Raw genomic sequence first — 26,933 nt, forward strand, 5'->3', positions numbered from 1 at the left:
TTCCGAACCCGGAAGCTAAGACTCTCAGCGCCGATGGTACTGCAGGGGGGACCCTGTGGGAGAGTAGGACACCGCCGGACACCATTCACGATGGCCACCTAGAAATGGGTGGCCATCGCTGTTTAACCGGTCGGTCTCTGTTCGAGGAGGAACAGGGCCGGCCGGAGCGACGATGACCGTCGTCGCCCGACTCCGGAACGAGGAGCAGCGATGACTCAGCACGACCCGACGCCCTACCCGGAATCGAGGCCGCTCCAGAACGGCTTCGACGCCGTGGAGGAACACGTCCTGTCAGACGAGCTCCTCCGGATCGAGCGGACTCCGCTCAGCGAGAGGGCGGCCGGATACGTCCAGCTGCAGGAGCAGCTGCGCATCCGACTCGAGAACGCGGACCGCGACCGATGACCGACGACTCGCGACTCGACTCGGCTCTCGCCGAACGGGGCATCGCCCGGTCCCGCACCCATGCCGCTCGGATGATCGCCGACGGTCTGGTGACGGTGGACGGCGTCCCTGGACTGAAGCCCTCGATCCGCGTCCGCGACGATCAGGACGTCGCGGTCGCCGGCCTCGACCACTACGTCAGCCGGGCCGCCCACAAGCTGCTCGCCGCCCTGGACACCTTCGCGACGGTGCGAGTCGCCGGCCGGAACGCTCTCGACGTCGGGGCGTCGACGGGCGGGTTCTCGCAGGTCCTGCTCGAGCGCGGCGCCGCCTCGGTGATCGCCCTCGACGTCGGGCACGCGCAGCTCGCTCCCCGGATCCGGTCCGACGATCGCGTCCACGTGGTGGAGGGGTTCAATGCGCGGGATCTCACCGCCGCCCGGCTCGCCGAAGCCGCCAGGACCGCGATCGTGCCGGACCTGGTCGTGTCCGACGTGTCCTTCATCTCCCTGCGGATGGTTCTGCCTCCCGTCGCCGCCTCCGTGGATCCGCTCGCCGACTTCGTGGTGCTGGTGAAGCCGCAGTTCGAGGTCGGCCGCTTGGGATTGCGGGAGGGGATCGTCCGGGATCCGGAGCTGCGTCGCGAGGCCCTCTCGGACGTCCTGTGGTCGGCGTGGGACCTGGGGCTCGGCGTCGTCGGGCTGGCCGAGTCGCCACTCCCGGGGGGCGCTGGGAATCGCGAGTATCTGGCGCACCTCCACCGCGACCGCGGAACGATTCCGACAGAATGGAGGGACGCGGTCACCGCGCTCACCACCGGATGACGCGATCGTGTCCGCCGCTGTCGACCGACCAGAAGGACACACCCTCGATGCAGTCCCCTCGTGGCGAGCGCAACATCCTCGTCGTCGCCCACACCGGACGGACGGACTCCCTCGATGCGGCGGTCCTCGTCGTCGAGCGCCTCCGGAACTCCGGCGCCCACCCCGTCCTCTGCGCCGACGACAAGGGCGACATCGTCGCGGTCGCTCCGGATCTGAGCGACGTCGCCGTGCTCGGGTCCGACGTGCCGCTCGAGTCCATCGAGCTCGTGTTCGTGCTCGGCGGGGACGGGACCATCCTCCGCGCAGCGGAGATCGTCCGGTCCGGGACGGCCCCTCTGCTCGGCGTGAACCTCGGCCACGTCGGGTTCCTCGCGGAGAGCGAGCGGGACGATCTCGACGACGCCGTCGCCCGTGCGCTCGACGGCGACTACGCGGTCGAGGAGCGGATGACCCTGCAGGTGCGCGTCAAGATCGACGAGGCCGTCGTCTACGAGACCTGGGCGCTCAACGAGGCGACCGTCGAGAAGGGCAGCCGCGAGCGGATGCTCGAGGTCATGGTGGGCGTCGACGGACGTCCGCTGTCGAGCTTCGGCTGCGACGGCATCGTCGTGTCCACTCCGACCGGTTCCACCGCTTACGCCTTCTCCGGGGGCGGCCCCGTCGTGTGGCCGACCGTCGAGGCGATGCTCCTCGTTCCGCTCAGTGCCCATGCCCTCTTCGCGCGGCCCCTCGTCGTGGGCCCGTCGTCGAGCCTCGCCGTCGAGGTCAAGGAGAGGACCGACGGCGTCGGCGTCCTCTGGGCCGACGGCCGGCGCGCCTACGAGCTGCCGCCGGGAGCGCGCGTCGTCTACCGGCGCTCGCCCGTGCCCGTGCGCTTCGCACGCCTGCACGACGCCCCCTTCACCGATCGACTCGTGCACAAGTTCGGTCTCCCCATCCGCGGATGGCGGGGGTCGGCGGAGACGGAGTAAGGCCCGATGCTCGAAGAGCTGCAGATCCGCGACCTCGGAGTGATCGCCGAGGCGACGCTCCCGCTCGGACCGGGCTTCACCGCGGTCACCGGCGAGACCGGCGCCGGCAAGACGATGGTGGTCACGGCGCTCGGCCTCGTGCTGGGCGCGCGCTCGGACGCGTCCGCGGTGCGCTCGGGAGCGAAGCAGGCCTGGGTGTCGGGGCGCTGGCTGGTCCCCGAGGAGGGCCCGGTCGCCGAGCGCGTCCACGACGCCGGCGGCGATCTCGACGGCCCGGAGCTGCTCCTCGCGCGGTCCGTCTCGGCGGAGGGACGCGGGCGAGCCGTCGTCGGCGGCCGGAGCGCACCGGTCAGCGTGCTGAGCGAGCTCGCCGATCAGCTGGTCGTCGTGCACGGGCAGTCGGACCAGATCCGCCTCCGCTCCGCCGCGGCGCAGCGCGAGGCGCTCGACCGGTTCGGCGGACCCGGTCTCGCCGACGCCCTCCGCGACTACGCGAGCGCCTTCGAGCGTTGGCGGGCCAACCGGGAGGAGCTCGACTCGCTCACCGAGGCCCGGGAGACGCGCGCCCGCGAAGCCGAACGGCTCCGCTCCGCCCTCGCCGAGATCGAGGTGGTCGCCCCCCAGCGCGGGGAGGACGTCGAGCTCGCGGCGCAGTCCGCCCGGCTCGGGAGCATCGAGCAGCTCCGGCTCGCCGCCGGCGAGGCCCGCGAGGCGATCTCGTCCGAGGAGCTGGACGGGCGGGACGCGCTCGGGCTCCTCGAGACGGCGCGGCGCGTGCTGGAGCGGGCGGCCGAGCACGACGCCGCGCTGCAGCCGACGGTCCAGACGCTCGGCGAGGCGGCGGTGCTCCTCGTCGACGCCGCCGGAGGGCTCTCCTCGTACCTGGCGGAGCTCGACCTCGACGGCGCGCACGACCTGGAGCTGATCGAGAACCGTCGGGCGGAGCTGTCCCTGCTCGCCCGCACCTACGGACCGACGCTGGACGACGTGCTCGACCTGGTGGACTCCTCCGGACTCCGCCTGCTCGAGCTCGACGGCGACGACGAGAGGATCGCGGCTCTCGAGGCCGACACCGCGGCCGACGCGGACCTCGTCGACCGCCTCGCGACCCGGCTGACCGAGCTGCGGACCGCGGCGGCCGCCGAGCTGGGGGAGCGGGTCAGCGACGAGCTCACCGCGCTGGCCATGGCGGATGCGCGCCTGCACGTGAAGGTGACGGCCGCGGGGGAGCCGAGCATCCACGGGCGCGACTCCGTCGAGATGCTGCTCCAGCCGCACACCGGGGCCGCACCCCGGCCCCTCGCCCGCGGAGCCTCGGGAGGCGAGCTCTCGCGGGTGATGCTCGCGATCGAGGTCGTGGTCGCCGCCAACGACCCCGTGCCGACGTTCGTCTTCGACGAGGTCGACGCAGGGGTCGGCGGAGCGGCGGCGATCGAGATCGGCCGACGGCTCGCGCGGCTCGCCGAGACGTCGCAGGTCATCGTGGTGACCCACCTCGCGCAGGTCGCCGCATTCGCCACGAACCACCTCCGCGTCGAGAAGGGCTCGGACGGCGCGGTGACCTCGAGCGCCGTGACGCAGCTCGACTCCGAGGAGCGGGTGTCCGAGATGGCGCGCCTGCTCTCGGGGCTCACCGACTCCGCCAACGCTCTCGCTCATGCGCGGGAGCTCCTCGAATCGAGTCGGCGGGGCTGATCGCGAGCGGCCCTGGACGACATCGATCCGTCCCGGACGGTCCGCCGCCGCCGTTCTGCTGTTACGGTGGAACCCCGTGGTGGACTTTACGAACGCGGGCCTTTCCTCTTCTTCTCCCTCGGATCCCGAGGGCTCCTCCGGGTCCTCGACCCGGAACGCTTCGACGGCCGGGCAGGACGCCCCCTCGAAGATCACGAAGCACATCTTCGTCACCGGCGGTGTCGTCTCCTCGCTCGGCAAGGGACTCACGGCCGCGAGCCTGGGCAACCTGCTGACCGCGCGCGGGCTGCGCGTCGTCATGCAGAAGCTCGACCCGTACCTCAACGTGGACCCGGGGACGATGAACCCGTTCCAGCACGGCGAGGTCTTCGTGACCGACGACGGCGCCGAGACCGATCTCGACATCGGCCACTACGAGCGCTTCCTCGACATCAACCTGAACCAGGCCGCGAACGTCACGACCGGCCAGATCTACTCGCGGGTCATCGCGCGGGAGCGCGCCGGCGAGTACCTCGGCGACACGGTCCAGGTCATCCCGCACATCACGGACGAGATCAAGCGGCGCATGCGCCTCCAGTCGGAGGACGACCCGCAGCCGGACGTCATCATCACCGAGATCGGCGGCACCGTCGGCGACATCGAGAGCCAGCCGTTCATCGAGTCGGCCCGCCAGGTCCGCCACGAGCTCGGCCGCCGCAACGTCTTCTTCGTGCACGTCTCGCTGGTGCCCTTCATGGGCGCCTCCGGCGAGCAGAAGACCAAGCCCACCCAGCACTCCGTCGCGGCGCTGCGCTCGATCGGCATCCAGCCGGACGCGCTGGTGCTGCGGAGCGACCGGCCCGTGTCGGAGTCGAACAAGCGCAAGATCGCGCTGATGTGCGACGTCGACGAGCAGGCCGTGGTCAACGCCAAGGACGTCGCGTCGATCTACGAGATCCCGCAGATGCTCAACGAGCAGGGCCTCGACGCCTACATCATCGACCAGCTGGGCCTCCCGGCCGGCGAGGTCGTCTGGGACGGCTGGTCGCGACTGCTCGAGGCCGTGCACGAGCCCAAGCACGAGGTCACCATCGGCCTGGTCGGGAAGTACATCGACCTGCCCGACGCCTACCTCTCCGTGACGGAGGCTCTGCGGGCCGGCGGCTTCGCGCAGCAGACGAAGGTCGCCATCCGCTGGATCGCCTCCGACGGGCTCGAGGACCCCGAGGCTGCGGCCAAGGCGCTCTCCGAGCTCGACGGCATCTGCGTGCCCGGCGGCTTCGGCATCCGCGGCATCGAGGGCAAGCTCGGCGCGCTGCGCTTCGCGCGGGAGAACGGGATACCGACCCTCGGGCTCTGCCTCGGCCTGCAGTGCATGGTCATCGAGTACGCCCGCAACGAGGCCGGCCTCGAGGGGGCCTCGTCGTCGGAGTTCGACCCGGAGACGGAGTTCCCCGTCATCGCGACGATGGCCGAGCAGGTCGAGATCCTCGCGTCCGGGGACATGGGCGGCACGATGCGCCTGGGCCTCTACACGGCCGAGCTCGCCGAGGGCTCGATCGTCGCCGAGGTGTACGGCGCACCTGAGGCTGCCGAGCGCCACCGTCACCGCTACGAGGTCAACAACCGCTACCGCGACCGGATCGCCGAGGCGGGGCTCTGGTTCTCGGGCCTCTCGCCCGACGGCCACCTCGTGGAGTACGTCGAGCTGCCCCGCGAGAATCACCCCTACTACGTGGGCACGCAGGCGCACCCGGAGCTCCGCTCGCGCCCGAACGCCGCGCACCCGCTCTTCCGCGGCCTCGTGACCGCCGCCCTCGAGCGCCAGGAGGCCTCGCGCCTCTTCCCGGCATCGGAGGCGGGCGCCGATGAGTGAGCCGCTGTCGGACGAGCTCGTCGAGCCGGAGGTCCTGACCAGTGAGCGCGTCTTCGACGGGATGGTCTGGGGCGTCCGCGCCGAGACGTTCCGCTACGGCGGCGGCGAGCTGCGCCGGGAGTTCCTCGATCACACGGGAGCCGTCGCCGTGCTGGCCCTCGACGACGAGGACCGCGTCGCCCTGATCAAGCAGTACCGGCACCCTGTCCGCACCCGCGAGTGGGAGATCCCGGCCGGCCTGCTCGACGTCGAGGGCGAGGATCCCCTGGTCGCCGCTCAGCGGGAGCTGGGCGAGGAGACGGACCTGCAGGCCGAGCGCTGGGACCTGCTCTCGGAGTTCGCCACCTCGCCGGGCGGCAGCGACGAGGTCATCCGGATCTACCTGGCCCGCGGGCTCTCGTCCACCGGCTCCGCCTTCGACCGCGAGGCGGAGGAGGCGGACATGGAGCTGCGGTGGGTGCCGCTGGACGAGGCGGTCGAGGCGGTCCTCGCCCGCCGGGTGCAGAACCCCTCGCTGACGATCGCGGTGCTCGCGGCGCACGCGTTCCGCTCGCGCGACTGGGACGGGCTGGGCGACGCGTCCTCGCCGTGGACGCGCCACCCGCGGGTCCGCCACCCCCGGGGGTGAGCCCCCGCGCCTGCGCCGAGGCGTACCTCCGGCAGGCGAGCGTGGAGCGCGGGCTCTCGGCGCACACGCTCGCGGCCTACCGGCGCGACCTGGAGCTCTACCTCGGCTGGCTCGAGGAGCGCGGGACCGTCGATCTGGCGCAGCTCGGACGGGTCGACGTGGGGGAGTTCTCCTCCTGGCTGGCCGCACGCCCGGAGCGGCCGCTCGCGGCGAGCTCGCGCGCACGGATCCTCTCGAGCGTCCGAGGGCTGCACCGTTTCGCCCTCGAGGAGGGGGTCGTCTCGGACGACGTTGCCCGGGACGTGGTGCCGCCGAAGATCCCGATGACCCTGCCGAAGGCGGTCACGGTCGAGCAGATGGCGGCACTGCTCGACGCGGCGCGCGGCGAGGAGCTCGCGGACCTGCGGGACCGGGCCCTGCTGGAGCTGCTCTACGCGACGGGCGCGCGCATCTCGGAGGCGGTGGACCTGAACGTCGACGACGTGGTCGCCGCGGAGGTGGTGCGGCTGACGGGCAAGGGGTCCAAGCAGCGGATGGTGCCGCTCGGCCGCTTCGCCCGCGAGGCGGTCGACGAGTACCTTGTGCGTGCGCGGCCCGAGCTCTCGCGGAGGGGACGCGCGACGCCGGCGCTCTTCCTGGGGGTCCGCGGGAGCCGCCTGTCGCGGCAGAGCGCCTGGCTGGTCATCCGCGCCGTCGCCGAGAAGGCCGGGCTGGACCGGGAGATCTCGCCGCACACCTTCCGGCACTCGTTCGCGACCCACCTGCTCGCGGGCGGTGCCGACGTCCGCGTGGTGCAGGAGCTCCTCGGGCACGCCTCGGTGGCGACGACGCAGATCTACACGCTGGTGACGGCGGACACGCTCCGGGACGTCTACACGTCCGCGCACCCGCGAGCGCGGCGCTAGAGCCGCGGCCCCGCGCGGCGGGGCGCGGCGGCCGGGGAGCGGGGCGCCGGTACACTCGTCGGAGGCCGCGCGGGAGCGCACGCCGCCACGGAAGCGAGGACGACGCAGGTGACACGCAAGACGGACGACAAGGCCGAGCTCACCGGTCTCGAAGCCCCGACGCTCGGCCCGACCGGCCGCCCCCTGCGCGACTTCCCGCTGCCGGTGGAGCTCACCGGTCACGGCCCCGCTCGGATCATCTCCCTCTGCAACCAGAAGGGCGGCGTCGGCAAGACGACGACGACCATCAACCTGGGCGCGACCCTCGCCGAGTACGGCCGACGCGTACTGGCCATCGACTTCGACCCGCAGGGCGCCCTCTCGGCCGGCCTCGGGGTCACGACCTACGACGCCATCACGATCTACGACCTGCTCCTCGGCACCGTGAAGGACCCGGCCGAGGCGATCCGGAGGACCCGCGTGCCGGGCCTGGACGTCATCCCGGCCAACATCGACCTCTCCGCCGCCGAGGTCCACCTCGTCAACGAGGTCGCGCGCGAGCAGATCCTCGCCCGGGTGCTCCGCAAGGTGAGCGCGGACTACGACGTCATCCTGATCGACTGCCAGCCCTCGCTGGGTCTGCTCACGGTCAACGCGCTCACCGCGAGCCACGGCGTCCTCATCCCGCTCGAGTGCGAGTTCTTCGCGCTGCGCGGCGTCGCCCTGCTGATCGAGACGATCGACAAGGTCCGCGACCGGCTCAACCCGGTGATCGAGCTCGACGGCATCCTGCCCACGATGTACGACTCCCGCACCCTGCACTCGCGGGAGGTGCTCGACCGGGTGGTCGACGCCTTCGGCGACAGCGTGCTCGAGACGGTGATCGGCCGCACGGTGAAGTTCCCGGACGCCAGCGTGTCCGGCGTCCCGATCACCCAGTTCGCGCCCGAGCACAACGCCGCGAAGGCGTACCGCAAGCTCGCCAGGGAGCTGATCTCGCGTGGCGCGGTCGCCTGAGGTCCTCCTCGAGGAGCGCGCCGCTCCCATCGGGTTCCACCTCGCGCTGACCAACTTCGAGGGTCCGTTCGACCTCCTGCTGAGCCTCATCGCGAAGCAGCAGGTCGACATCACCGAGATCGCGCTGAGCGCCGTGACGGACGAGTTCCTCTCGTACCTGCACGGGATCGACTCGCTCGAGGGGCTGGACCGCGCGTCGGAGTTCCTCGTCGTCGCCGCGACGCTCCTCGACCTGAAGATCGCCGGACTCCTGCCCCAGGGCGAGCTCGTGGACGCGGAGGACGCGGCGCTGCTGGAGGCGCGAGACCTGCTGTTCGCCCGGCTCCTGCAGTACCGGGCCTTCAAGCAGGTGTCGTCGTGGTTCGCCGAGCGGATCGCGATCGAGACCGCCCGCCACGTGCGCGACGTGCCTCTGGAGGAGGAGTACCGGTCCGCGAAGCCGGAGCTCGTCTGGACCCTGTCGCCCGCCGACTTCGCCGCCCTCGCGACCGTCGCCCTCGCTCCGCGCGAGCTGCCGACGGTGGGCCTGGACCACCTGCACGCCCCGCAGATCAGCATCCGGGAGCAGGCCGCCCACGTCGTGGCCATGCTGCGCGCCCGCGGGAGGGCCACCTTCGGCGAGCTGATCGCGGACGCCGACGAGAAGGGCGTGATCGTCGCGCGCTTCCTGGCCGTGCTCGAGCTCTACCGGCACGCCGCGATCTCGTTCGACCAGCCGGAGCCGCTCGGCGAGCTCACGCTGCGCTGGGTCGCCGAGCAGTGGAGCGATGCGAGCCTCGCCGCGCTCGGAGCCGACTATGACTCCTGACGCCGGCCCCGGGACCGTCGCGTTCGAGATCGACCGGGCGATCGAGGCGATCCTGATGGTCGCGGACGAGCCGCAGCCGCTCGCCTCCCTCGCGACCGCGCTGTCGAGGCCGATCGCCGTGGTCCGCCAGTCGATCGAGCGCCTGGTCGCCGACTACGACGGCGCCGACGGGGCGATCCGCCGGGGCTTCGAGCTGCGCGAGGTCGGTGCCGGCTGGCGGATCTACGTGCGCCGCGAGTACGACCCGGTGGTCAAGGACTTCGTCCTGACGCAGAACCCGACGCGGCTCTCGCAGGCGGCGCTCGAGACGCTCGCCGTGATCGCCTACAAGCAGCCGGTCTCGCGCGGTCAGGTCGCGCAGATCCGCGCGGTCAACGTCGACTCCGTCGCGCGCACCCTCCTCGGCCGCGGCCTCATCGCGGAGGTCGGCCACGACCCCGAGACGGGCGCGGTCCTCTACGGCACCACCGAGCAGCTGCTCGTGCACCTCGGCCTCACCTCGCTCGACGAGCTGCCGAAGATCTCCCCCCTACTGAGCGACGGAAGAGACGGATTCGATGAGCGCGCCTGACAGCGGCCCCGACGGCGAACGACTGCAGAAGGTCCTCGCGGCAGCGGGGGTCGCCTCCCGACGAGTGGTCGAGGAGATGATCGTGGCGCGGCGGATCCGCGTCAACGGCGAGGTGGCGGACGAGCTCGGCCGCCGCATCGATCCGGCGACCGACCGGATCGAGGTGGACGGGGTCGCGGTGCAGCTGGACACCTCGCGTCGCTACGTGATGCTCAACAAGCCGATCGGCGTCGTCAGCTCGCTGGCGGACGAGAACGGACGCACCGACCTCAGGCTCTACACGAAGAACTTCGAGGAGCGGCTGTTCAACGTCGGGCGCCTCGACGCCGAGACCTCAGGACTGCTGGTGCTGACCAACGACGGCGAGCTCGCCCACGTCCTCGCGCACCCGTCGTTCGGAGTGACGAAGACCTACATCGCGAAGGTGCACGGGCAGGTCCTCCCGCAGACGATCGCGACGCTGACCTCTGGGATCGAGCTCGACGACGGACCGGTGGCCGCCGACAAGGCGCGTCTCCTCGGCCGGCCGGAGGGCCGCTCGAACGCCTCGCTCGTCGAGATCACCCTGCACTCCGGTCGCAACCGGGTCGTCCGCCGGATGATGGCGGCGGTCGGCCACCCGGTGATCGAGCTCGTCCGGCGCCAGTTCGGGCCGCTGCACCTGGGCACCCTGCGCTCGGGCGATCTGCGCGACCTGACCCGGGAGGAGCTGGGCGCGCTGCTCACGATCGCGCGGCAGGGCGGCGAGGCGGTGGCGGCCGCTCCCGCGGTCCCCTCGAAGAAGGCGAGCGCGGGTGCGCGGCGGCCCCGGCCTGACAGCGGCGAGCGCGTCGCCCCGGCGGAGCGCGGCTCGGCCGGGCGATCCTCGGATCGCGGCGGATCGTCCGGACGGTCGTCCGACCGCGGCGGCTCGGCGGGACGGTCGTCCGACCGCGGCGGCTCGGCGGGACGGTCGTCCGACCGCGGCGGCTCCTCCGCTGGCGGCGGGCGGAGCGACGGTCCTCCGCGCCGGTCCGGCGCCGACAAGCAGCGCCGCGCCGATCGCTAGGCTGTCGGGGTGAACGAGCTCCTGCACCCCGTGCCGCCCGCGATGCGGACGACCGGGACGGTGCGGGTGGTCGGCTCCGGACTGCTCGGCGCCTCCATCGGCCTCGGCCTCGCCTCCCGCGGGATCGACGTCGTCCTCGACGACGCCTCGCCCGCGAGCCTCTCCCTCGCCATCGACTACGGGGCCGGCCGCGCCGCCTCCGCCGACGACCGGCCCTCCGTCGTCGTCGTCTGCGTCCCCCCTGACGTCACCGCGAGCGTCGTCGAGCGCGAGCTCGCGGCGCACCCCGGAGCCGTCGTCACCGACGTGGCGAGCGTCAAGACCCAGCCGCTGCGCGAGCTGCGCTCCCGCGGCGTCGACCTCGCCCGCTACATCGGCTCGCACCCGATGGCCGGCCGCGAGCGCGGCGGACCGGTCGCCGCGCGGGGAGACCTCTTCGTCGGCAGACCCTGGGTGATCTGCCGCGACGGCGAGACCGCGCCCGACGCGCTCGCAAGGGTGGAGGGCCTCGCTCTCGACCTCGGCGGCACCATCGTCGAGATGGACCCGGAGGAGCACGACCTCTCGGTCGGCCTCGTCTCGCACGCCCCGCAGGTGATCTCGTCACTGCTCGGCCAGCGCCTCCTCGACGCCCCGAACGCGGCGCTCCGCCTCGCCGGGCAGGGCGTCCGCGACGTCTCGCGCCTGGCGGCCTCGGCCCCCGAGCTCTGGATGCAGATCCTGGCCGCGAACCGCGAGCACGTCGTCGCGGTGCTCGACGCCTTCCGCGACGACGTCGCCGCGGTCGCCGACGCGCTCCGCGACCTCGAGGCGCCCGGCTCGCGCCGCGTGCTCGCCGAGCACCTCGCCGCGGGCAACGCCGGAGTGGCGCGCCTGCCCGGCAAGCACGGCCAGGACCAGCGCTTCTCGACCCTGATCGTCCTCGTCGACGACTCTCCCGGAACCCTCGCGCGGCTCCTGGTGGAGATCGGCGAGGCGGGCGTCAACCTCGAGGACGTGCGCCTCGAGCACGCGCAGGGGCGCCGAGTGGGTCTCGCCGAGATCTCGGTGGTGCCCGAAGCGGTCGCGCCGCTGACCGAAGAACTGACCATACGCGGCTGGAGGATCGCCGGATGAGCACCGAGCAGAACAGGCAGGAGGGCGGCCTGAACAGGATGACGCCCGCCCGCCGGGCACAGCAGAGCATCCCGGAGGACGGGGGCGCGGCTCCCGAGCGCGAGGCGCGCTCCGAGGCCGCCGAGCAGGGCGACTTCGGCGAGGCCGTCGTGGTCGCCATCGACGGCCCGGCCGGCAGCGGCAAGTCCAGCGTGTCGAGGGCTGCCGCCCGCCGCCTCGACTTCGAGTTCCTCGACACGGGAGCGGCCTACCGCGCGCTCGCCTGGCACGGGCTCGACCGCGGCCTCGACTTCGAGGACCAGGACGCGATCGTCGACGCGCTCGACGGCTTCGACTACTCCATCGGCACCGACCCCGAGTCGTACTCGGTGTGGGTCGGTCCGACCGAGGTGACCACCGCCATCCGCGAGCCCCGGGTGACCGCGCGGGTCTCGGCCGTGGCGAAGGTCCCCGAGGTCCGTCGGAGGATCACCCTGCTGTTCCGGAGGATCATCGGCGAGACGCGTCGGGAGGGCATCATCGTCGAGGGCCGCGACATCACGACGGTCGTCGCACCGACCGCTCCGGTCCGGATCCTGCTGACGGCGAGCGAAGAGGCTAGAATGGTCAGGCGTTCGCGCGAGGTCACCACGGAATCCGCCGAGGCGACGGGTCAGGCGCTGCGGTCGAGGGACCGCGCCGACTCGCAGGTGGTCGACTTCATGAACGCCGCAGAAGGAGTCACTCTTCTCGACTCCACTCATCTCGACTTCGAGCAGACCGTCGACGCGGTCGTCGCCGAGGTCCGAACTTCGAGAGCAAGGGCCGGTCATGGCACAGGACACGCACGTCGGTGACGACGAGCTGAACTTCGGAGACGACGACCTCGTCGAGCGCCTCGGCGACCTCGACGAGCAGCTCGCCTCCTCACGCGCGCAGGCGCTCCGGAGCGGACTCGAGGACTACGACCTCGACGAGGAGGACCTCGACCTCCTCGAGTTCGCCGGGGAGGACTCGGACGAGGTCCGCTACCTCCCCGCCCTCCCGGTCGTGGCGATCGTGGGCCGCCCCAACGTCGGCAAGTCCGCGCTGGTGAACCGCATCCTCGGCCGCCGCGAGGCCGTCGTCGAGGACACCCCGGGCGTCACGCGCGACCGCGTGTCCTACAAGGCGGAGTGGATCGACCGGACGTTCACCATCGTCGACACCGGCGGCTGGGAGCCCGACGCCCGCGGCATCGACGCCTCCGTCGCCATGCAGGCCGAGATCGCCATCGACCTCGCCGACGCCGTCATCTTCGTCGTCGACGCGAACGTCGGCGCGACCGCGACCGACGAGCACGTCGTGAAGCTGCTGCGCAAGACGAAGAAGCCGGTCTTCCTCGCCGCCAACAAGGTGGACGACGCCCGCCAGGAGCCGAACGCCGCATCGCTGTGGTCGCTCGGCCTGGGCGAGCCCCGCCCCGTCTCGGCCGTCCACGGCCGCGGCGTCGCCGACCTTCTCGACGCGGTGCTCGAGAAGCTCCCTCTGGAGTCGGCCGTCGCCAAGCGCGAGGTCGGCGGACCGCGCCGCGTCGCGATCCTCGGCCGCCCGAACGTCGGCAAGTCCAGCCTGCTCAACAAGGCGGCGGGGGAGGAGCGGGTCGTCGTCAACGAGCTCGCCGGCACCACGCGCGACCCGGTCGACGAGCAGGTCGAGATCGCCGGCAAGGTCTGGCGCTTCGTCGACACCGCGGGCATCCGCCGCCGCGTGCACCTCCAGCAGGGCGCCGACTTCTACGCGTCGCTGCGCACCTCGACGGCGCTCGAGAAGGCCGAGGTCGCCGTCGTCGTCCTCGACGTCTCGCAGCCGATCTCGGAGCAGGACGTCCGCATCATCGACCTGGTGCTGGAGTCGGGCCGGGCGCTCGTGCTCGCCTTCAACAAGTGGGACCTCCTCGACGACGAGCGCCGCCGCTACCTCGAGCGCGAGATCGAGACCGACCTCGCCCACGTGGCGTGGGCGCCCCGCGTCAACATCTCGGCCCGCACCGGCCGCCACCTCGAGAAGCTCGTGCCGGCGCTCGAGCTCGCCCTCGAGTCGTGGGACACGCGCATCCCGACGGGCAAGTTCAACGCGTTCCTCGCCGAGCTCACCGCGGCGCACCCGCACCCCCTCCGCGGAGGCAAGCAGCCCCGCGTGCTCTTCGGCACGCAGGCTTCGTCGCGCCCGCCGACATTCGTCCTCTTCACGACCGGGTTCCTCGACCCGGGCTACCGCCGCTACATCGCGCGCCGCCTGCGCGAGATCTACGGCTTCCAGGGGTCGCCGGTGAACGTCAACATGCGCGTCCGCGAGAAGCGCGCGCGCTGAGCGCAGCCGCACCGTGTCCGGCCCGTGGGAGCTCCTCCCGCGGGCCGTCCGCGTCTCCGGGAGGAGCAGCGATCGAGTCGCGCGGGCGGATGCTGCTGCCGAGGCGTCACGGCCGAGCGGGACAGCTCTCTCGAGAGGGAGCGAGGAGCCGCGCGGTCCGGCTTGCGGAGTTGCGGCCGCCCTCGAGCCGAGCGGTCGACTCTCTCGGCGAGCGTCTGCGCAGCGGCGCCCGACGAGGCCGGTCAGTCGCCGGTGGCGAAGGGCCACCACGGCGGCAGGAGCCGTCGGTAGGCGGCGAGGTAGCTGCCGGGATCGCGGGGCGCGGGCAGACGGAGCCACTGCTCCATCAGGCCGACGGAGCCCGCCGCGAGGAACGAGGCCGTCGCGTCCTCGAGGAAGCCGAGCGGTGCGTCCGCGGCCGGGACGTCGAGGATCCCCGTGTCGAGCGTCGCGGAGACGGCGGTGCGGAAGTGCCCTGCCAGCATCGCGCGGAGGCCCGAGTCCCCGCCGGGGGCGTCGAAGGCGCGGAGGTAGAGGTCGCGGTGGCCGTCCAGGTGGCCGAGGACGCGGGAGGTGCCCTCGCGGATGCTCGCGTCGGTCGCGGCACCGCTCCGGAGCTGCTGGAGGTAGCCCTCCCGGATCGCGTCGAGCTCGTCCTGCAGGGCGGCGCAGAGCAGCTCCGCGGCGGACGAGGCGTGGGCGTAGAAGGTGGAGCGGTTCACGCCGGCGAGATCGGTGATCTCGGAGACGGTGAGGGTGGCGACGTCGCGGCCGGTCGCGAGTTCGACGATCGCCCGGTGCAGGGCCACCTGTGATCGCTTCTGCCGCGCATCCACTGCTGACGCCTCCCGAGCTGCCGACGGCGCGTCGACCCGTGCCGACGCGTTCCGCCCAGCGAGTCTACGGGGCCCGCTCGTTTTCACTTCCGGCGTCGGCATCCGCTAAGGTAGTCGAGTTGCCCGGGCCTCGGCCCGGTCTGCCACGGGCTGTGGCGCAGCTTGGTAGCGCACTTGACTGGGGGTCAAGGGGTCGCAGGTTCAAATCCTGTCAGCCCGACGGAAAGCCCTGATGAGACCACTGGTCGTCGTCAGGGCTTCCGTCGTTTCCGGGCCTCGTCGTGACGCTGCGGACCGCTCACCGGAGCGCTGCGGCGACCTCGGCGAAAGCCACGCGACGTCGAGCGGAGCGCGCCTCCCGCTCGGCGGGATCCCGTGCCCAGAGCGCCTGTCGCGACGGATGGAAGGTGCGGATCACCGTGAGGCCGCGCTCGCGCTCGATCGCCGGGTGCCGCCTGAGGAGGCGCCGCCAGCCGTGATCGGCGTCGCCGCCCTGCAGGAGGACCACCTCGACGTCGGGGGCGAGCGCGAGCAGATGCAGGACGGTCTCGACGCCGGCGTCGAGCTGCTCGGCGTTCGGGGCCCGGTTGATGTACCAGGGGTAGGCGTTCCACGGCAGCAGGTCGGCGGGGGCGAGGCCCACCTCGTCCATCAGCCCGGCCATGAGCTCCGCCGTCGGGTCGTCGTTCTCGGTGCAGAGGAAGCCGCTTCCGATGCCGTCCTGAGTGGCGGGGCCGGGATCGCGGAGGACGCTGAGGACGCGCGCCTCCACTCCGCCGTGCAGGGGCGCGACGTAGGGCAGCCAGCCGCGTCCGTAGGGGTTCCGCAGCTCGTCGACCCAGCGGTTCACGGGAGCCACGTGCGGTGCGTAGCGCTGCTCCCACTGGGCGCGGCGGAAGGAGAGGTCGGCCATGGAGCGGGGCATGTCCGCACCCTAGAGGGTGACCGGGGCGGCGCGGCACCCTTCCTGGTCGTCGGCCGTGCCGGCGGCGTCCGGACTGAGAGGCCGGAGCGGCATGCACGGCGTCTCCCCGACCGCCCGCAAGGGCGGCGGCAGGCCGGCTCCCTAGCGTCGGTGGACGTGACCCACTCCGCTCCGCTCGCCCGCTGGTGGCGCGAACGCTGGTGGGCGCGGCTCACCCTCCTCGCGATCCTGTGCGGTTCGACGGCCCTCACCGGCTGGAATCTCGCCCGGGGCGGAGACGCCGTCTTCTACGAGGCGGCGGCACGGTCGATGTCGGAGTCGTGGCACGCGCTGGCGTTCGGAGCCTTCGATCCCGCCGCCACGGTGACGCTGGACAAGCTGACGGGATTCGCGGTGCCGCAGGCGCTGAGCATCCGCCTGTTCGGGATGTCGACGTCGTCGATCGCGCTGCCGCAGCTGCTCGAGGGGCTGATCACCGTCGCGGCGTGCTCGGTCGTCGGGCTCCGATGGGGCGGCCGGGGGCTCGGGCTGGTCGCGGCGGCCGCGGCGGCGAGCACGCCGATCTTCGTGTCGATGTTCGGGCACCCGATGGAGGACGGGCTGCTCACGGCGGCACTCGCCGTGGCGCTGGTGTGGTGGCAGCGCGCGGTGCTGACCGGGCGGTGGTGGCCGCTCCTGATGACCGGGCTGTCCATCGGGATCGGCTTCCAGGCGAAGATGATGCAGGCCTGGTTCGTCCTGCCGGCGCTCGTGGCGGCGACTCTCGTCGGGGTGCACGGGTGGCGCCGAGCCCTCGCCTGGGCGGGCGGGCTCCTGGCCGTCGCGGTGGGCGCCTCGGTGGCGTGGATGGTCGCGATGCAGGCGGTGCCGGCAGGGGACCGGCCCTACATCGACGGGTCGACGGGGAACGACGTCTTCGCGATGGTGTTCGGGTTCAACGGGCTCGACCGGCTGATCCCGGGAGCGGTGCCCGGCGCCGTCGTCGCTTCCGCCCACGTGGCGACGATGGGCGGAGCAGCGGGGTCTTCGCCGGCCAAGCTGCTGCTGGCGCAGTACGCGACGCAGGTCGGCTGGCTGTATCCCGCGGCGCTCGCCGGGCTGGTGCTCGGCGCCGTGCGCTGGTGGCCGCGGCGGGGGAGGCGGGGAGGTGCCCGCGGTGCCTTCGCCCTCCTGGTCTGCCTCGCGGTGTGGCTGGTGACAGCGGCGGGCGTGCTCTCGGTGGCGACGGTGCCGCACATGGCGTACGTCGCGGCGATCGGCGTGCAGCTGGCGCTCCTCGCCGCGCTGGGCTGGGCGGAGGGGGTGCGGCTGCTCGCGTCGCCCCGGGTCGGCGCGCGGCTGGTGCTGCCGCTCCTCCTGGTCGGGCAGACGGCGTGGAGCGCGGCGCTCGCCGTGGGCGGGCAGCTGCCGTCGGTGCTGGGCCTGCCGCTCGCGGCGCTCGCCGGAGCAGGGCTCGTCGTGGTCGCGGTGGCGGCCCGGTGGAGTAGGGGCGGTGCGGCGGCGAGCAGAGGCGCGGCCCGGCATCGTTCGATCGCGCTCGCAGCGGCCGTCGTGATCCTGGCAGGGCCGATCGCGTTCAGCCTCCAGGTGCTCGACGCGTCCCTCGACGGGTCGGGCGGGGACGCGCTCGTCGGCCTGCGCTTCCCGCAGAGGGCCGAGACCTCGGCTCCGTTCGCGGTCTCGTCGCCGGACGCGGTCGGCGGGCACGACTCGATGACCGCCGACGAGACCGGCCTGGTCGCCGCCGCTCGTGCCGCCGGCGGCGGGGTGGACGGCGCGCCCCTGTTCCTCACCGACTCCTGGGCGATCTCGGCGCCGATCATCACGGCGACCGGCGCGAGCGTGCTCACCGACGGCGGCTACTCCGGCCAGGCGCGGGTCTTCACCGAGCAGGACGTCACCCGGATGATCGCGGCAGGACGCACGCCTCTGCTGGTGCTGAAGAACTCCGCTCCGCCGACCGAGTCGGTGCGGAAGGCCGCAGTTGCGGACGGGTGCACCGAGCTGCAGGAGTGGGGGCCGGCGGCGACGGAGTCGGGAGAGCACGCCTCCGCGGTCACCGGGTTCTCGTTGTGGCGGTGCGTGGCGATGCCGCACGAATCGGCGGGCGGGGTGTCGGGTGCCGGCCAGTGACGCCGTAGGGCAGTTCTCGCCTGGACGAGATCGGCTCCCGCCGGAACGATCGCCCTCGTCCTTGCGCTCGACGGGTCAGGCCAGGCCGAGGAGGTCGAGCGTCCAGGCGTGAGCGAGGACGTTCTCCTGGTGGGACTCCTCGGGCGTCAGTCCGCTGAGGTGACCGCCCGAGGTCGCACGGAGGACGACGTGCGCGGGATCGTCGCGCTCAGCCACTGCCCGGTAGGCGCTTGCGAATTCCGCGATCGCCGACGCGTCGACTCGGGCATCGCGGAGACCGGCTCGAATCCACGCGCGCGGAAGCGGTCGGCTCCGCCCCACCATTGTGGCGATCGTCGCGAGTGGAGAGAGCCCGCTCGCGAGGATCCAGTCAGGGTCACCGAACTCCTCACGGTCGGACGCCGCCGCGGCTGCGGAGCGATCATCGAGCGCGCCGACGGGATCGAGGAAGGGATGCACGAGGTGGAGGCCACGGAGTTCTGCGGGGCGACGGAGGCAGACCGTCGCAGCGACCAGCGCGCCCGCGCTCGCCGCGGTGAGAAGGAGCCGGTGCGAGTCGATCCCTGGAAGCTCACGAAGCAACGCCAGGCAGGCGAGGAGGTCCTCGATCGGGCGCTCGCGGCCGAGGCCGGTCGCCTGCCGATGCCACTCCGGGCCGTTCTCTCCGCCCCCGCGGACATGGCAGTAGGCGATCGCGGCTCCGCGCGCGAGGAGGTCGTCCGTGAAGGGATCGAACGGCCCCTCGAGGCTGATGCCGTAGGCGCCGTAGACGTGGACGACGACGGGACAGCTGTCGGCGCCGTCAGGAGTCATCAGGGTGAGCGGGACGAGGGTGCCGTCCCGGCTCGGCGCAGTGAGTGACGTGACCTTCATCCGTTCTGTGACCTCGGTGGCGAGTGCCTTACCCGGTACAGGGGTGACGCAGTGGGCGCGGTGAGCAGGGGAGGAGACGAGCATGATCGGGTGGCGGGTGATCGGATCGACGGCGGGAACAAGGGTCCCGGCCGCCGGCGCGAGCCAGAGCGCGTCTGCCCCGCCGCCGGGCAGCCACACCGCTCTCCTGCCGGACGACCGTCCGAGTACGAAGAGCTCACCCTGGGCCTCCTGCAGGTGCTCCGCCTGAAGGGCCTTCGGAACGGGAACCTCGAGAGGACGCGTCGAGCCGGTCATCCGGACGACTCCGTGCCGTCGATACAGGACCGCGAGGCCGCCCCTGCAGGCGGAGACATCCGCGTTCTCCGTGCCGAGGTCGAGGCGACGGCACGTCGGGGGACTGCTCTCCTCTCCGGTCAGCACCCATTACCGGGAGTCGCGCGCCCCTCTCGATGCGAGTACGGCGATCGCCCCGGCGACGCTGCGCAGATCGAGCCTCCGAGCCTGATCGGGCTCTTCGAGCAGCACGTGGGGAGTCGTCAGGCTGCGATGCCACCAGACCGCCTGCCAGGGCCGACCCGCGTCGTTCCGCCTTATCCAGAGGAATCCGTCCGAGAACGATCGGATGCGCGGGGAGACGGGGCGCTCGTCCTGAACGATCTCGACGGCTCCGCTCCTGGTCGCGACGGCGACGCGGATGCGGTGATGCTCATCACCGTCCTGATCGCTCACAAGTGCGAAAGCGGCGGCGCCCGGCGAGAGCACCAGAGACTCCTGCGGTGCGATGACGAGGGTGTGCTGCACGGGGCGCCCGTCGGGATCCCGGAGGAGCACCTGCCGGGGGCCTGTCGGCTCCGCGGCTGCGCTCGACGGCTGCAGAGCTGCGAGATGTCGCAGCCGTCCGGCGATCGCAGAAACCCGAGGCGGCAGTGCGTCGCGACCCGTGATCACGTCAGACACCCTGCTCACGCAACCTCGGTCCAGGGGGACGGCGAAGCCGAGCCTGCGCGGGAATCAGGAGGATCAGCGAGAGCACGATCCACGAGCCGATGAGGCCGAGAACGACGCTCGGGACCGGCCAGATCACTACCCCTTCGCCCAGTGCTGCGCGACTGACGAGCCAGCAGACCGCGCCGGTGGCGGCGACGGGTGCGGCTGCTGTTGTGGAAGCGGCGAGGGACATCGCGAGGCTCTCGGAGACGACGAGCCCGATGATCTGTCGGCGCTGCAGGCCCGCTGCCTGGAGCAGGGCGATCTCGCGCTCGCGGTTCTGCGCAGAGAGAGCGACGACAGTGGCGCTGGTGGCGAGCATCGACACGGCTACGACTGCGACGATCGTCAGAACATCGGTGAGATCGGCGCGGGTCCCGGGCCGGACCGCCGTCGTCATGGCGACGACGGACTCCACCGCGCACAGGAGCACGGCGATCGCCCCCAGCCCTGCCGTGAGCGGCGCGATCGTGGCGGTGCTGACCTGCACCCGGGCTGCTGCCGCGCGGATTCCGAGAGCCGCGACGACGAGACCCGATCGGGCGGAGAGCGCGTGCAGAGCCCGGAAGACGAGCGCGATCACCTCCGGGCAGAGGAGGTAGACGGCCACGAGGACGCTGCCTCCTACGTCGACGGCCAGGTTGAACATCGGCGCCGGTCCGGTCGCTCCGAGTTCTCGAGCAGAGGCGGATGCCGTGACAAGGCCGGAGGCGATGAGGAGGAGGGCGATGCCGCAGCCGATCCGCACCGCGCGCATCGCCGTACCCGGTCGACCGCTCCCGACTTCACGCAGCGCGGCGCTCGGCGGCGTGCGGGCGGCGCGGCGCGCGGGCAGGACTCCGCCCGCCAGAGCGGTGAGCGTGCCGAGCGCCAGCGTGACCACCGGAGCCCAGGGCGCGAGCGAGAAGCTCGGAAGATCGACCTCGGACGAGACGGCACCGTTGAATGCGGGAACCGCCCAGAACGCCAGCAGTGTCGAGAGGAGCGCTCCGATGCCGGCGCCGAGGAGACTCACGATGCCGAGCACGAGGAGAGTGACGACGAACACCTGGGCTCGGGAGGCGCCCAGCAGGAGCCAGAGCGCGTGCGTGCGTCCTGTGGCCAGAACGCTCGCTCGGCCGACGATCGTCAGGGCGACCCAGCCGACGAGCGCCACGACAGTGTAGATCGTGATCGAGAGGATCCGGAACTCCCCGAGCGCGACGCCGGCCTCCGTGACAGCGGCGGTGAATGCGGGGTCGCCGGTCCAGGCGAACTGCTGAACGCACAACCCGATCAGCGTCGCCATCAGGGCGACCACAGCGATCGCGGGAGACCATCGGCGCCACTCGTCGGCGAACAGGCGTACGACGTAACGGGACACGAGTCAGGCCCCGGCCTCTTCGAGGATGCTCAGCAGCTCATGGCTGGTGCAGCGTCCGGTCGTCCGCACGGTCCGACCATCGTGCATCACCACGACCGTGTCCGCGAGGGCTGCGGCGTCGAGATCGTGCGTGACCATCACGATCATCTGGCCCTCGTCCGCCATCGTCCGCAGAGTCGACAGGACGACCCGCGAGCTCTGCGAGTCGAGGGCGCCGGTCGGCTCGTCGGCGAAGACGATGCCGGGCCGCCGTGCAAGGGCGCGGCAGAGAGCGGTCCTCTGCTGCTCACCTCCCGAGAGCGTTCGCGCCGGCGCACGGCGCCGGTCGCGCAGGCCGAACGATTCCACGAGTCCACCGATCAGGTCGTGCGGCACGGGTGATCGGTCGAGCCTGAAGGGGAGCGCGATGTTCTCCTCGACATCGAGGAAGGGCACGAGGTTGTACTGCTGGAACACGAACCCGATCTGGGCGCGGAGCATGCGAGCGCGATCGGCCGCTGACAGCCTGTTCACGTCCCGGCCGTTGACCTCGACGACGCCGGACGTCGGCCGGTCCAGTCCGCTGAGGCACATCAGGAGAGAGGACTTGCCGGAGCCGGAGCGGCCGACGACAGCGGTGAGCCCGCCCCCTTCCAGATCGATGTCGCAGCCCCGCAGGACGGTCGTCCGCTGCCGGCCTACGGTGATGACCTGCTCGACGGCTCGAGCCTGGAGGGTGGGGATCATGAGCGTTTCTCCTCGACGAAGGTGGGGACGTCTTACTCGTGAGACGCCCGCGATCCACGTCATGCTGGATCGCGGGCGCCCGGTAGCGACTATCAGCAGTTGCCCCACGTGATCGAGCTGGGCCAGCCCGGGCACGGCGAGATGACGCTGAAGGTGCTGACGCGCGCGGCGTCGTGCGCGTCGGCCTCACCTTCGAGGGTCTGGAAATCGAGGATCCGGTTCTTGTGATCACCTCCTCTCCTCGTCTCGGGCCGACTCGGTCAGAGTCCGAACGGCAGGGCGGAGCGTCCGGTCTCGAGCTCGTCGAGCGCTGCGAGCACTCCGAGCGAGCCGGTCAGGTAGTCCGACGAGAGTCGGAGGTTCTGGTTGCCGCGGAAGAAGACGCCGGTGTCGTCGAGCACGGCGTGCAGGCGCAGCGACCGGACGTGCGAGCGGAGGACCTCCTCGAGTTCCGCGCTCGGGCGGTGCAGTACGCGGCGGCGGAGGTAGACGAGGAATCCGGACAGACCGTGGGCGAGTGAGGCCTGCGCGCACTGCTGGTAGGACGCGGCGGCGTCGATGGACGCGAGGGGATCGGCGAAGAGCTCCTCGCCCGTGACCCGCCGCAGCTCCAGGATCGCCAGGCCGGGCCCGGTCGAGCCGATCCCCAGGTAAGGAAGAGTCCTCCATCCCTCATCGAACTCGAGAGTGTTGTTCCGGGTGATCGCACAGCGCGCCAGATCGGCGTCGACGGCTCGTATCGCGAGCGTGATGTACAAGTCGTCGCCAGTGGCTTCGTGGAGTCGGGCGAACAGGATCGCGGCCGCAGACCATCCGTGCAGGAGGCCGACGGAGGCTCCTCGGACGTCCTCATCGAGCAGCGTGGTGAGATGGTGGGCCGCCTCCGACGGGTCCCCTCCGTCTGCGAGCTCGGCGAGCCCTGCACCGGCCCACCCCGACCACAGCGTCGGACCTGAAGGGGCGGCCGAGGGCCTGCGGTCGAGGACCTCGAGTGTGCGCGCGAGTCCTGCCTGGCGAGCCGCGTAGCGAATTCCCTCGCGTCCGCAGAGACCACGCGACCGCACCTGGGCCACGCGAGCGGCGAGCCAGTGATCGGCGGCCTCGAGGTCGACATCTCCGGATCGTCCTAAGACAGCGACGACTCCAGCCGCGCCGTAGGGGAATCCGGCACGGTGGTCCGCGCTGTCGCGGGCGAGGACAGGGATGTCTCCGGGAACGACCGGCGAGTCGTCCGTCCACTGAAGCACCGATGCGACACCGCGGGCGATCTGGCCGCGCAGCTGGTCGTCCGAGAGGGCGGCGAGTCGACCGACGTCTTCGTCGATCGACCTCTGACCGGAGGCGGGGAGTACGTCGAGGGTGGAGGTCCTGATCGACCGCAGCACGGCGGGCGGAACCGCGAGATCGTCTGCGGCTGCTCGGAGGAGCTGCTCGATCTTCGCGACGTTGCCCTGGTCGGCGATCGTCGCTTGGGGGAAGAGGAGATCGAGTTCGAGGATGCCGAGCGACCACTCGTCCGCTTCCGTCCCCTTCAGGCCTTCCAGGGGCTCGTAGCCAGGCGCTCCCTGGCGACAACGCCACTCCGGATCCATTCGATGCGCGAACTCGAAGTCGAGGAAGCACGGGTGCGTGCCGTTCCGCATGATGACGTTCTTCGGGTGGATGTCGCCGAGCAGCCATCCTGCGCGGTGCACGGAGGCGAGAGCGGCGTCGAGGCGAGCGACGGTCGTGGTCAGCCAGGAGGTGTATGCAGGGTCACCGACGCGCCACGGTGCTGGTCGGAGCAGCGGAGTCCTCGTCATCCATTCGCGCTTCAGATCGTTCCCCTCGATGTGCTCCATGACCAGGTATCGGTGCTCCCAGGCCGTGAAGGATCCGTAGAAGACGGGTACGCAGTCCAGGGACTGCAGATCGACGAGCACCTCCTCCTCATGAGCCAGGCGAGTCACGGCGTCGACTCCGTCGGCGTCCAACCCGGCGTGCGGGCGCGCCTCCTTGAGGACCACGATCGTCCCGATCGGCACGAATTCGTCGGTCGTCGCTTCAGCGAGATAGACACCACCACCGTTCGAGAAGTGCAGCGCTGAGAGCATCGTGAAGCCGAAGGCGACCTCTTCCTCGTTCTCCGCCCCGACAGTGACGGACTCCGGTAGTGAAGCCCACGGGGGAGGTGTGAATGTCGGCCGCCGGACGTCCTCCACCTCGTTCCCGTCCGGGTCGAGCACCGTCGAGACGAAGCCGCTCTCCGTCTCGGACGGGACGAAGGCGCCGTAACGGAAGTGCACAGGCCCGGACTTCCACCGCCGGTCGGACAGTACGTACGGGCCTCTGAACCCGCGAAGACGGACGTCGAGGTCCTCCAGCGCTCGGGCGAACTCGTCGTCCGAACCGGGATACACGGTGATGAACTTCCCAGCTCCCGCTCGATCGGCGTACTTGCCGTTCTGCATCAGAAGGTGAGAGGTGGTCGAGAGATGCTTGAAAGGCAGTCGGGAGGCGAAGCAGTAGCGTGCAGCAGCGGCGAGGACCTTCTCCGCGTCATCGAGTGTCGACGAGAGGTGGAGCTTCCATCCCTGACGAGGGAGGAGGCAACCGTCCGGCATCCAGTTCCGCCACGGCCGCGACTCCCTCACCTGCCAGTCCTCCGGAGCGAAGGACGCGACGTCGAAGGCGTCGCCATCGATGTCGTCCCCCTCCTCGGCGACCGCGTAGAACGGGTTGCCCGGGCGGCAGTACCGGAGATATTCGAGGTCGAGCGGCATCGCTTCCCTTTCCTGTCCGACTTGTCTCGCGGTGCGGGATGCGGCTCCCGGCGCTGACTTCGAGGCTAGGAAGGTCCGCAGTCGACCACCTCCCGCCGAAGTCACGGATGAGGATGACCGGAGTCACGGTGAGGGCGTGACTGCGGTCACGGGTCGGCATCCCGGAGTCGGAGCTACAGTTGTCGACATGGGCTCAACTCCGGAGACGGCGGCGGAGATCTCCGCGCCGTCAGCGGCAGGACACGAGCGGGTCGCGGTCGCGCCGTCCCCGTCGAGCACCGTGGACAGGACCGTCATCGCACTTCAGGCGATCGCCCTGTGCTGCCTCGTCCTGGCAGGGATCCTGGGCGTCGTGGACTCCGCGCAGAGAGGCACGGGTGCAGCGGTCGCGGTCACATGGCTCGCGCTGGTGCCTGTGATCGCCGGGCTCTGGGCCGTCCGGCCCCGACTGATCCGAGCGGGACACGGGGTCGCCGTGACGACGGTGTCCATCGTCGCGGCGACGCCGGTCGTCGTCTTCGGCCGGCTCGATTTCACGATCCCGGTCCTCCTCCTCGTCGTGGCGTTCGCGGTGGTCGACGTCTCGCTCCGCGCAGGGGCGCACGCGATGATCTGGATCGCCTCCGTCGGACTGGCCCTCCATGTCGGGGGCGCCGTCGGCTCTGGGAGGGCGCTGCTCTCCGGAGTGCTCGACGGTCTGCTCAACGTGGTGCCCGTGGCCGTGCTGATGTGCTTCGGGATCGCCCTGGGACTCTCTCTTCGCGGCTTCGAGAGCGAGCGATCCGCCGACCAGCGTGTGATCAGGCGGTTGCATCGCGCCTCCGAGACGGAGAAGGAGCTGCTGCTGTCGGACGAGCGCGCCCGGAGCGCACGCGAGCTCCACGACGGCCTCGGGTACAAGCTGACCCTCGTCTCGATGAGTCTCGAGCTCGCTGATCGCCTGCGCTCCGCCGATGCCGAGCAGGCGTGGGCCGAGGTCCGCACCGCCCGATCCACGTCGAGCGAGGCTCTCGCGGACATGCGGATGTGGGTACGAGCGCTCAGTCCCTTCCGGGACGCGGGCGCCCGCGGCCTGGCTGCGCTGGAGTTGATCGCGGAGTCCTTCCGCGGCACGGGCGTGACCGTGGATGTGGTCGGCGACGAGGCGTCGGACCGTGTGCTCACCAGCGACGATGAGACCGCGCTCGTCGTCTACCGAGGCGTGCAGGAAGGGCTGACGAACGCTCTGCGGCACGGCGCTGCCCGCAGAGTCCGCATCGATATCGAGACGGACGACGTCCGGCTCGAGCTCTCGCTGCTCAGCGACATCGGCGCGGGAAGGAGCAACGGGATCAGCGACGGCGAGCCTGTGCTGGGGTTCGGGCTGCGCGGCCTCGACGATCGCGCGACGGCTCGCGGAGGTCGGTTGACGGCGCGGCGCATCGGCGACCGGTTCCTCCTGCGCCTCTCGATCCCTCTCGGAGGCGCCGACGGGGAACGGGAGAGCCGCGCCTCGTGACGGAGACGACACCGAGGCGAGTGCTGCTGGTGGAGGACCAGCAGATGATCCGCCGTGGGCTGGTCATGCTCCTCTCGACGGTCGAGGGTGTCGTGGTCTCGGCCCAGGCCGAGAACGGACAGGCTGCTCTGCACATTCTGCGCACGACGGAGGTGGACGTCGTCGTCACCGACGCGCGGATGCCGGTCATGGGCGGCGTGGAGCTCGCCGCCGAGTGTGCGCAGCTCCATCCGCGTCTGCCCGTCCTCCTTCTGACGACCTTCGACGACGACGCGCTCGTGCAGGCGGCCCTCTCGGCCGGCGCTTCCGGATTCCTCCTGAAGGACACCTCGGTGGAGGGTCTCGTCGTGGCCCTCGACGCGGTGATCGCCGGCGGGATGGTGATCGATCCGCGCGTCGCCCGGCCGGCCGTCCAGCCGGGTCGCACCGGCGAGAGCCCGCTGACGCTGCTCACGCGGAGCGAGCGGGTGGTCGCCGAGCTGGTGGCCGAAGGGCGGACCAACAGGGAGATCGCGGCCGCCCTCGTGCTCGCCGAGGGCACCGTGAAGAACCACGTCTCGGCGCTGCTGCGCAAGCTCGGCCTCCGCGACCGCACCGCCCTCGCGCTCACGCTCTACAAAGGCTTCCGCCCCGACGGCGCCTGAAGGCGCTGGTCGGATTGCGGCCCAGGCGCGGCCGTCCTCGGGCGCCCGGCC

At 71.6% G+C, this 26,933-nt stretch carries 23 protein-coding genes, 1 tRNA gene, 1 rRNA gene and 1 pseudogene; 19 read left to right on the forward strand and 7 right to left on the reverse strand.

The features are described from left to right. From rrf to der, 15 genes and pseudogenes are all read left to right on the forward strand, one after another. Positions 1-80, forward strand: a 5S ribosomal RNA gene (rrf, locus tag C5C95_RS12845); the annotation flags it as partial. 130 nt (positions 81-210) lie between these two features. Beyond that, complete coding sequence (locus C5C95_RS12850) at positions 211-405, forward strand: hypothetical protein (protein ID WP_104324582.1); 195 nt, start codon at positions 211-213, stop codon at positions 403-405. Continuing rightward, on the forward strand, positions 402-1,208 hold the full coding sequence (locus C5C95_RS12855) for a TlyA family RNA methyltransferase (protein WP_104324583.1): 807 nt from the start codon (positions 402-404) through the stop codon (positions 1,206-1,208). Before C5C95_RS12850 ends, C5C95_RS12855 begins: the two co-directional genes overlap by 4 nt. 47 nt (positions 1,209-1,255) lie before the next feature. Then, positions 1,256-2,179, forward strand: coding sequence for an NAD kinase (locus C5C95_RS12860; RefSeq protein WP_104324584.1), 924 nt, complete (start codon positions 1,256-1,258; stop codon positions 2,177-2,179). Positions 2,180-2,185: 6 nt separating this feature from the next. Then, positions 2,186-3,874: a DNA repair protein RecN gene (gene recN, locus C5C95_RS12865; protein ID WP_104222499.1), complete on the forward strand. Its 1,689-nt coding sequence runs from the start codon at positions 2,186-2,188 to the stop codon at positions 3,872-3,874. 190 nt (positions 3,875-4,064) lie between these two features. Continuing rightward, complete coding sequence (locus tag C5C95_RS12870; protein WP_104324607.1) at positions 4,065-5,729, forward strand: CTP synthase; 1,665 nt, start codon at positions 4,065-4,067, stop codon at positions 5,727-5,729. Beyond that, positions 5,722-6,357 carry an NUDIX hydrolase gene (locus C5C95_RS12875; RefSeq protein WP_104233392.1) on the forward strand — a complete coding sequence of 212 codons (636 nt, stop codon included), beginning with the start codon at positions 5,722-5,724 and terminating at the stop codon, positions 6,355-6,357. The genes C5C95_RS12870 and C5C95_RS12875 overlap by 8 nt, the downstream gene beginning before the upstream one ends. After that, positions 6,354-7,262: a site-specific tyrosine recombinase XerD gene (xerD, locus tag C5C95_RS12880; RefSeq protein ID WP_104297472.1), complete on the forward strand. Its 909-nt coding sequence runs from the start codon at positions 6,354-6,356 to the stop codon at positions 7,260-7,262. Before C5C95_RS12875 ends, xerD begins: the two co-directional genes overlap by 4 nt. 108 nt (positions 7,263-7,370) lie before the next feature. Next, positions 7,371-8,258 carry a ParA family protein gene (locus C5C95_RS12885; protein ID WP_104222502.1) on the forward strand — a complete coding sequence of 296 codons (888 nt, stop codon included), beginning with the start codon at positions 7,371-7,373 and terminating at the stop codon, positions 8,256-8,258. Then, positions 8,242-9,066: a ScpA family protein gene (locus C5C95_RS12890; protein ID WP_104324585.1), complete on the forward strand. Its 825-nt coding sequence runs from the start codon at positions 8,242-8,244 to the stop codon at positions 9,064-9,066. The genes C5C95_RS12885 and C5C95_RS12890 overlap by 17 nt, the downstream gene beginning before the upstream one ends. Then, positions 9,056-9,637, forward strand: a complete 582-nt coding sequence (gene scpB / locus C5C95_RS12895; protein ID WP_104238575.1) for an SMC-Scp complex subunit ScpB — start codon at positions 9,056-9,058, stop codon at positions 9,635-9,637. The genes C5C95_RS12890 and scpB overlap by 11 nt, the downstream gene beginning before the upstream one ends. Further along, positions 9,624-10,394, forward strand: a pseudogene (locus C5C95_RS12900) (pseudouridine synthase); the annotation flags it as partial. The gene scpB and the pseudogene C5C95_RS12900, both read left to right, overlap by 14 nt. Before the next feature lie 333 nt (positions 10,395-10,727). Beyond that, complete coding sequence (locus C5C95_RS12905) at positions 10,728-11,801, forward strand: prephenate dehydrogenase (protein ID WP_104222605.1); 1,074 nt, start codon at positions 10,728-10,730, stop codon at positions 11,799-11,801. Then, positions 11,798-12,637 (forward strand): (d)CMP kinase, encoded by an 840-nt coding sequence (cmk, locus tag C5C95_RS12910; RefSeq protein WP_258059253.1) that lies wholly within the window; start codon positions 11,798-11,800, stop codon positions 12,635-12,637. The genes C5C95_RS12905 and cmk overlap by 4 nt, the downstream gene beginning before the upstream one ends. After that, positions 12,612-14,132, forward strand: a complete 1,521-nt coding sequence (gene der / locus C5C95_RS12915) for a ribosome biogenesis GTPase Der (RefSeq protein WP_104324587.1) — start codon at positions 12,612-12,614, stop codon at positions 14,130-14,132. Before cmk ends, der begins: the two co-directional genes overlap by 26 nt. 242 nt (positions 14,133-14,374) lie before the next feature. Here der and C5C95_RS12920 read toward each other — a convergent pair whose 3' ends face one another. Beyond that, positions 14,375-14,941 carry a TetR/AcrR family transcriptional regulator gene (locus C5C95_RS12920; RefSeq protein ID WP_104225419.1) on the reverse strand — a complete coding sequence of 189 codons (567 nt, stop codon included), beginning with the start codon at positions 14,939-14,941 and terminating at the stop codon, positions 14,375-14,377. 173 nt (positions 14,942-15,114) lie between these two features. On the opposite strand from C5C95_RS12920, the gene C5C95_RS12925 reads away from it, so the two are divergent. Further along, positions 15,115-15,188 (forward strand) — tRNA-Pro (locus C5C95_RS12925). A gap of 78 nt (positions 15,189-15,266) precedes the next feature. Here C5C95_RS12925 and C5C95_RS17870 read toward each other — a convergent pair. Continuing rightward, positions 15,267-15,893, reverse strand: a complete 627-nt coding sequence (locus C5C95_RS17870; RefSeq protein WP_104273319.1) for a uracil-DNA glycosylase — start codon at positions 15,891-15,893, stop codon at positions 15,267-15,269. A gap of 156 nt (positions 15,894-16,049) precedes the next feature. On the opposite strand from C5C95_RS17870, the gene C5C95_RS12935 reads away from it, so the two are divergent. Further along, the gene (locus tag C5C95_RS12935) at positions 16,050-18,026 is read left to right on the forward strand and encodes a glycosyltransferase family 39 protein (RefSeq protein ID WP_104324608.1); all 1,977 of its coding nucleotides are present in this window, start codon (positions 16,050-16,052) and stop codon (positions 18,024-18,026) included. Between the two features lie 75 nt (positions 18,027-18,101). Here C5C95_RS12935 and C5C95_RS18015 read toward each other — a convergent pair whose 3' ends face one another. The 5 genes from C5C95_RS18015 to lanKC form a co-directional block, all read right to left on the reverse strand. Beyond that, positions 18,102-19,196, reverse strand: a complete 1,095-nt coding sequence (locus tag C5C95_RS18015; protein WP_146083484.1) for a prolyl oligopeptidase family serine peptidase — start codon at positions 19,194-19,196, stop codon at positions 18,102-18,104. Between the two features lie 129 nt (positions 19,197-19,325). Beyond that, entirely contained in the window at positions 19,326-19,703 is a 378-nt protein-coding gene (locus C5C95_RS12945) for a hypothetical protein (protein WP_146087085.1), read from the reverse strand. 148 nt (positions 19,704-19,851) lie between these two features. Then, complete coding sequence (locus C5C95_RS12950) at positions 19,852-21,252, reverse strand: FtsX-like permease family protein (protein WP_104324590.1); 1,401 nt, start codon at positions 21,250-21,252, stop codon at positions 19,852-19,854. 3 nt (positions 21,253-21,255) lie between these two features. Continuing rightward, positions 21,256-21,978 (reverse strand): ABC transporter ATP-binding protein, encoded by a 723-nt coding sequence (locus tag C5C95_RS12955; protein ID WP_104225415.1) that lies wholly within the window; start codon positions 21,976-21,978, stop codon positions 21,256-21,258. A gap of 260 nt (positions 21,979-22,238) precedes the next feature. Continuing rightward, positions 22,239-24,740: a class III lanthionine synthetase LanKC gene (gene lanKC / locus C5C95_RS12960; protein WP_104324591.1), complete on the reverse strand. Its 2,502-nt coding sequence runs from the start codon at positions 24,738-24,740 to the stop codon at positions 22,239-22,241. Positions 24,741-24,927: 187 nt separating this feature from the next. Between lanKC and C5C95_RS12965 the strand changes: the two genes are divergently transcribed. Together C5C95_RS12965 and C5C95_RS12970 are read left to right on the forward strand one after the other, a co-directional pair. Next, positions 24,928-26,238: a sensor histidine kinase gene (locus C5C95_RS12965; protein ID WP_104324592.1), complete on the forward strand. Its 1,311-nt coding sequence runs from the start codon at positions 24,928-24,930 to the stop codon at positions 26,236-26,238. After that, the gene (locus C5C95_RS12970; RefSeq protein WP_258059250.1) at positions 26,235-26,882 is read left to right on the forward strand and encodes a response regulator transcription factor; all 648 of its coding nucleotides are present in this window, start codon (positions 26,235-26,237) and stop codon (positions 26,880-26,882) included. Before C5C95_RS12965 ends, C5C95_RS12970 begins: the two co-directional genes overlap by 4 nt. Positions 26,883-26,933 lie beyond the last annotated feature (51 nt).

The organism is Rathayibacter sp. AY1B7, assembly GCF_002932735.1.
GTDB lineage: Bacteria > Actinomycetota > Actinomycetes > Actinomycetales > Microbacteriaceae > Rathayibacter.

What these genes read in the sequence shown, in the direction of transcription:
- C5C95_RS12850 (WP_104324582.1), top strand. Translation starts at nt 211, where the DNA reads ATGACTCAGCACGACCCGACGCCCTACCCGGAATCGAGGCCGCTCCAG.
- C5C95_RS12855 (WP_104324583.1), top strand. Translation starts at nt 402, where the DNA reads ATGACCGACGACTCGCGACTCGACTCGGCTCTCGCCGAACGGGGCATC.
- C5C95_RS12860 (WP_104324584.1), top strand. Translation starts at nt 1,256, where the DNA reads ATGCAGTCCCCTCGTGGCGAGCGCAACATCCTCGTCGTCGCCCACACC.
- C5C95_RS12965 (WP_104324592.1), top strand. Translation starts at nt 24,928, where the DNA reads ATGGGCTCAACTCCGGAGACGGCGGCGGAGATCTCCGCGCCGTCAGCG.
- scpB (WP_104238575.1), top strand. Translation starts at nt 9,056, where the DNA reads ATGACTCCTGACGCCGGCCCCGGGACCGTCGCGTTCGAGATCGACCGG.
- cmk (WP_258059253.1), top strand. Translation starts at nt 11,798, where the DNA reads ATGAGCACCGAGCAGAACAGGCAGGAGGGCGGCCTGAACAGGATGACG.
- C5C95_RS12955 (WP_104225415.1), bottom strand. Translation starts at nt 21,978, where the DNA reads ATGATCCCCACCCTCCAGGCTCGAGCCGTCGAGCAGGTCATCACCGTA.
- C5C95_RS18015 (WP_146083484.1), bottom strand. Translation starts at nt 19,196, where the DNA reads ATGACCGGCTCGACGCGTCCTCTCGAGGTTCCCGTTCCGAAGGCCCTT.
- C5C95_RS17870 (WP_104273319.1), bottom strand. Translation starts at nt 15,893, where the DNA reads ATGCCCCGCTCCATGGCCGACCTCTCCTTCCGCCGCGCCCAGTGGGAG.
- C5C95_RS12905 (WP_104222605.1), top strand. Translation starts at nt 10,728, where the DNA reads ATGCGGACGACCGGGACGGTGCGGGTGGTCGGCTCCGGACTGCTCGGC.
- der (WP_104324587.1), top strand. Translation starts at nt 12,612, where the DNA reads ATGGCACAGGACACGCACGTCGGTGACGACGAGCTGAACTTCGGAGAC.
- C5C95_RS12875 (WP_104233392.1), top strand. Translation starts at nt 5,722, where the DNA reads ATGAGTGAGCCGCTGTCGGACGAGCTCGTCGAGCCGGAGGTCCTGACC.
- recN (WP_104222499.1), top strand. Translation starts at nt 2,186, where the DNA reads ATGCTCGAAGAGCTGCAGATCCGCGACCTCGGAGTGATCGCCGAGGCG.
- lanKC (WP_104324591.1), bottom strand. Translation starts at nt 24,740, where the DNA reads ATGCCGCTCGACCTCGAATATCTCCGGTACTGCCGCCCGGGCAACCCG.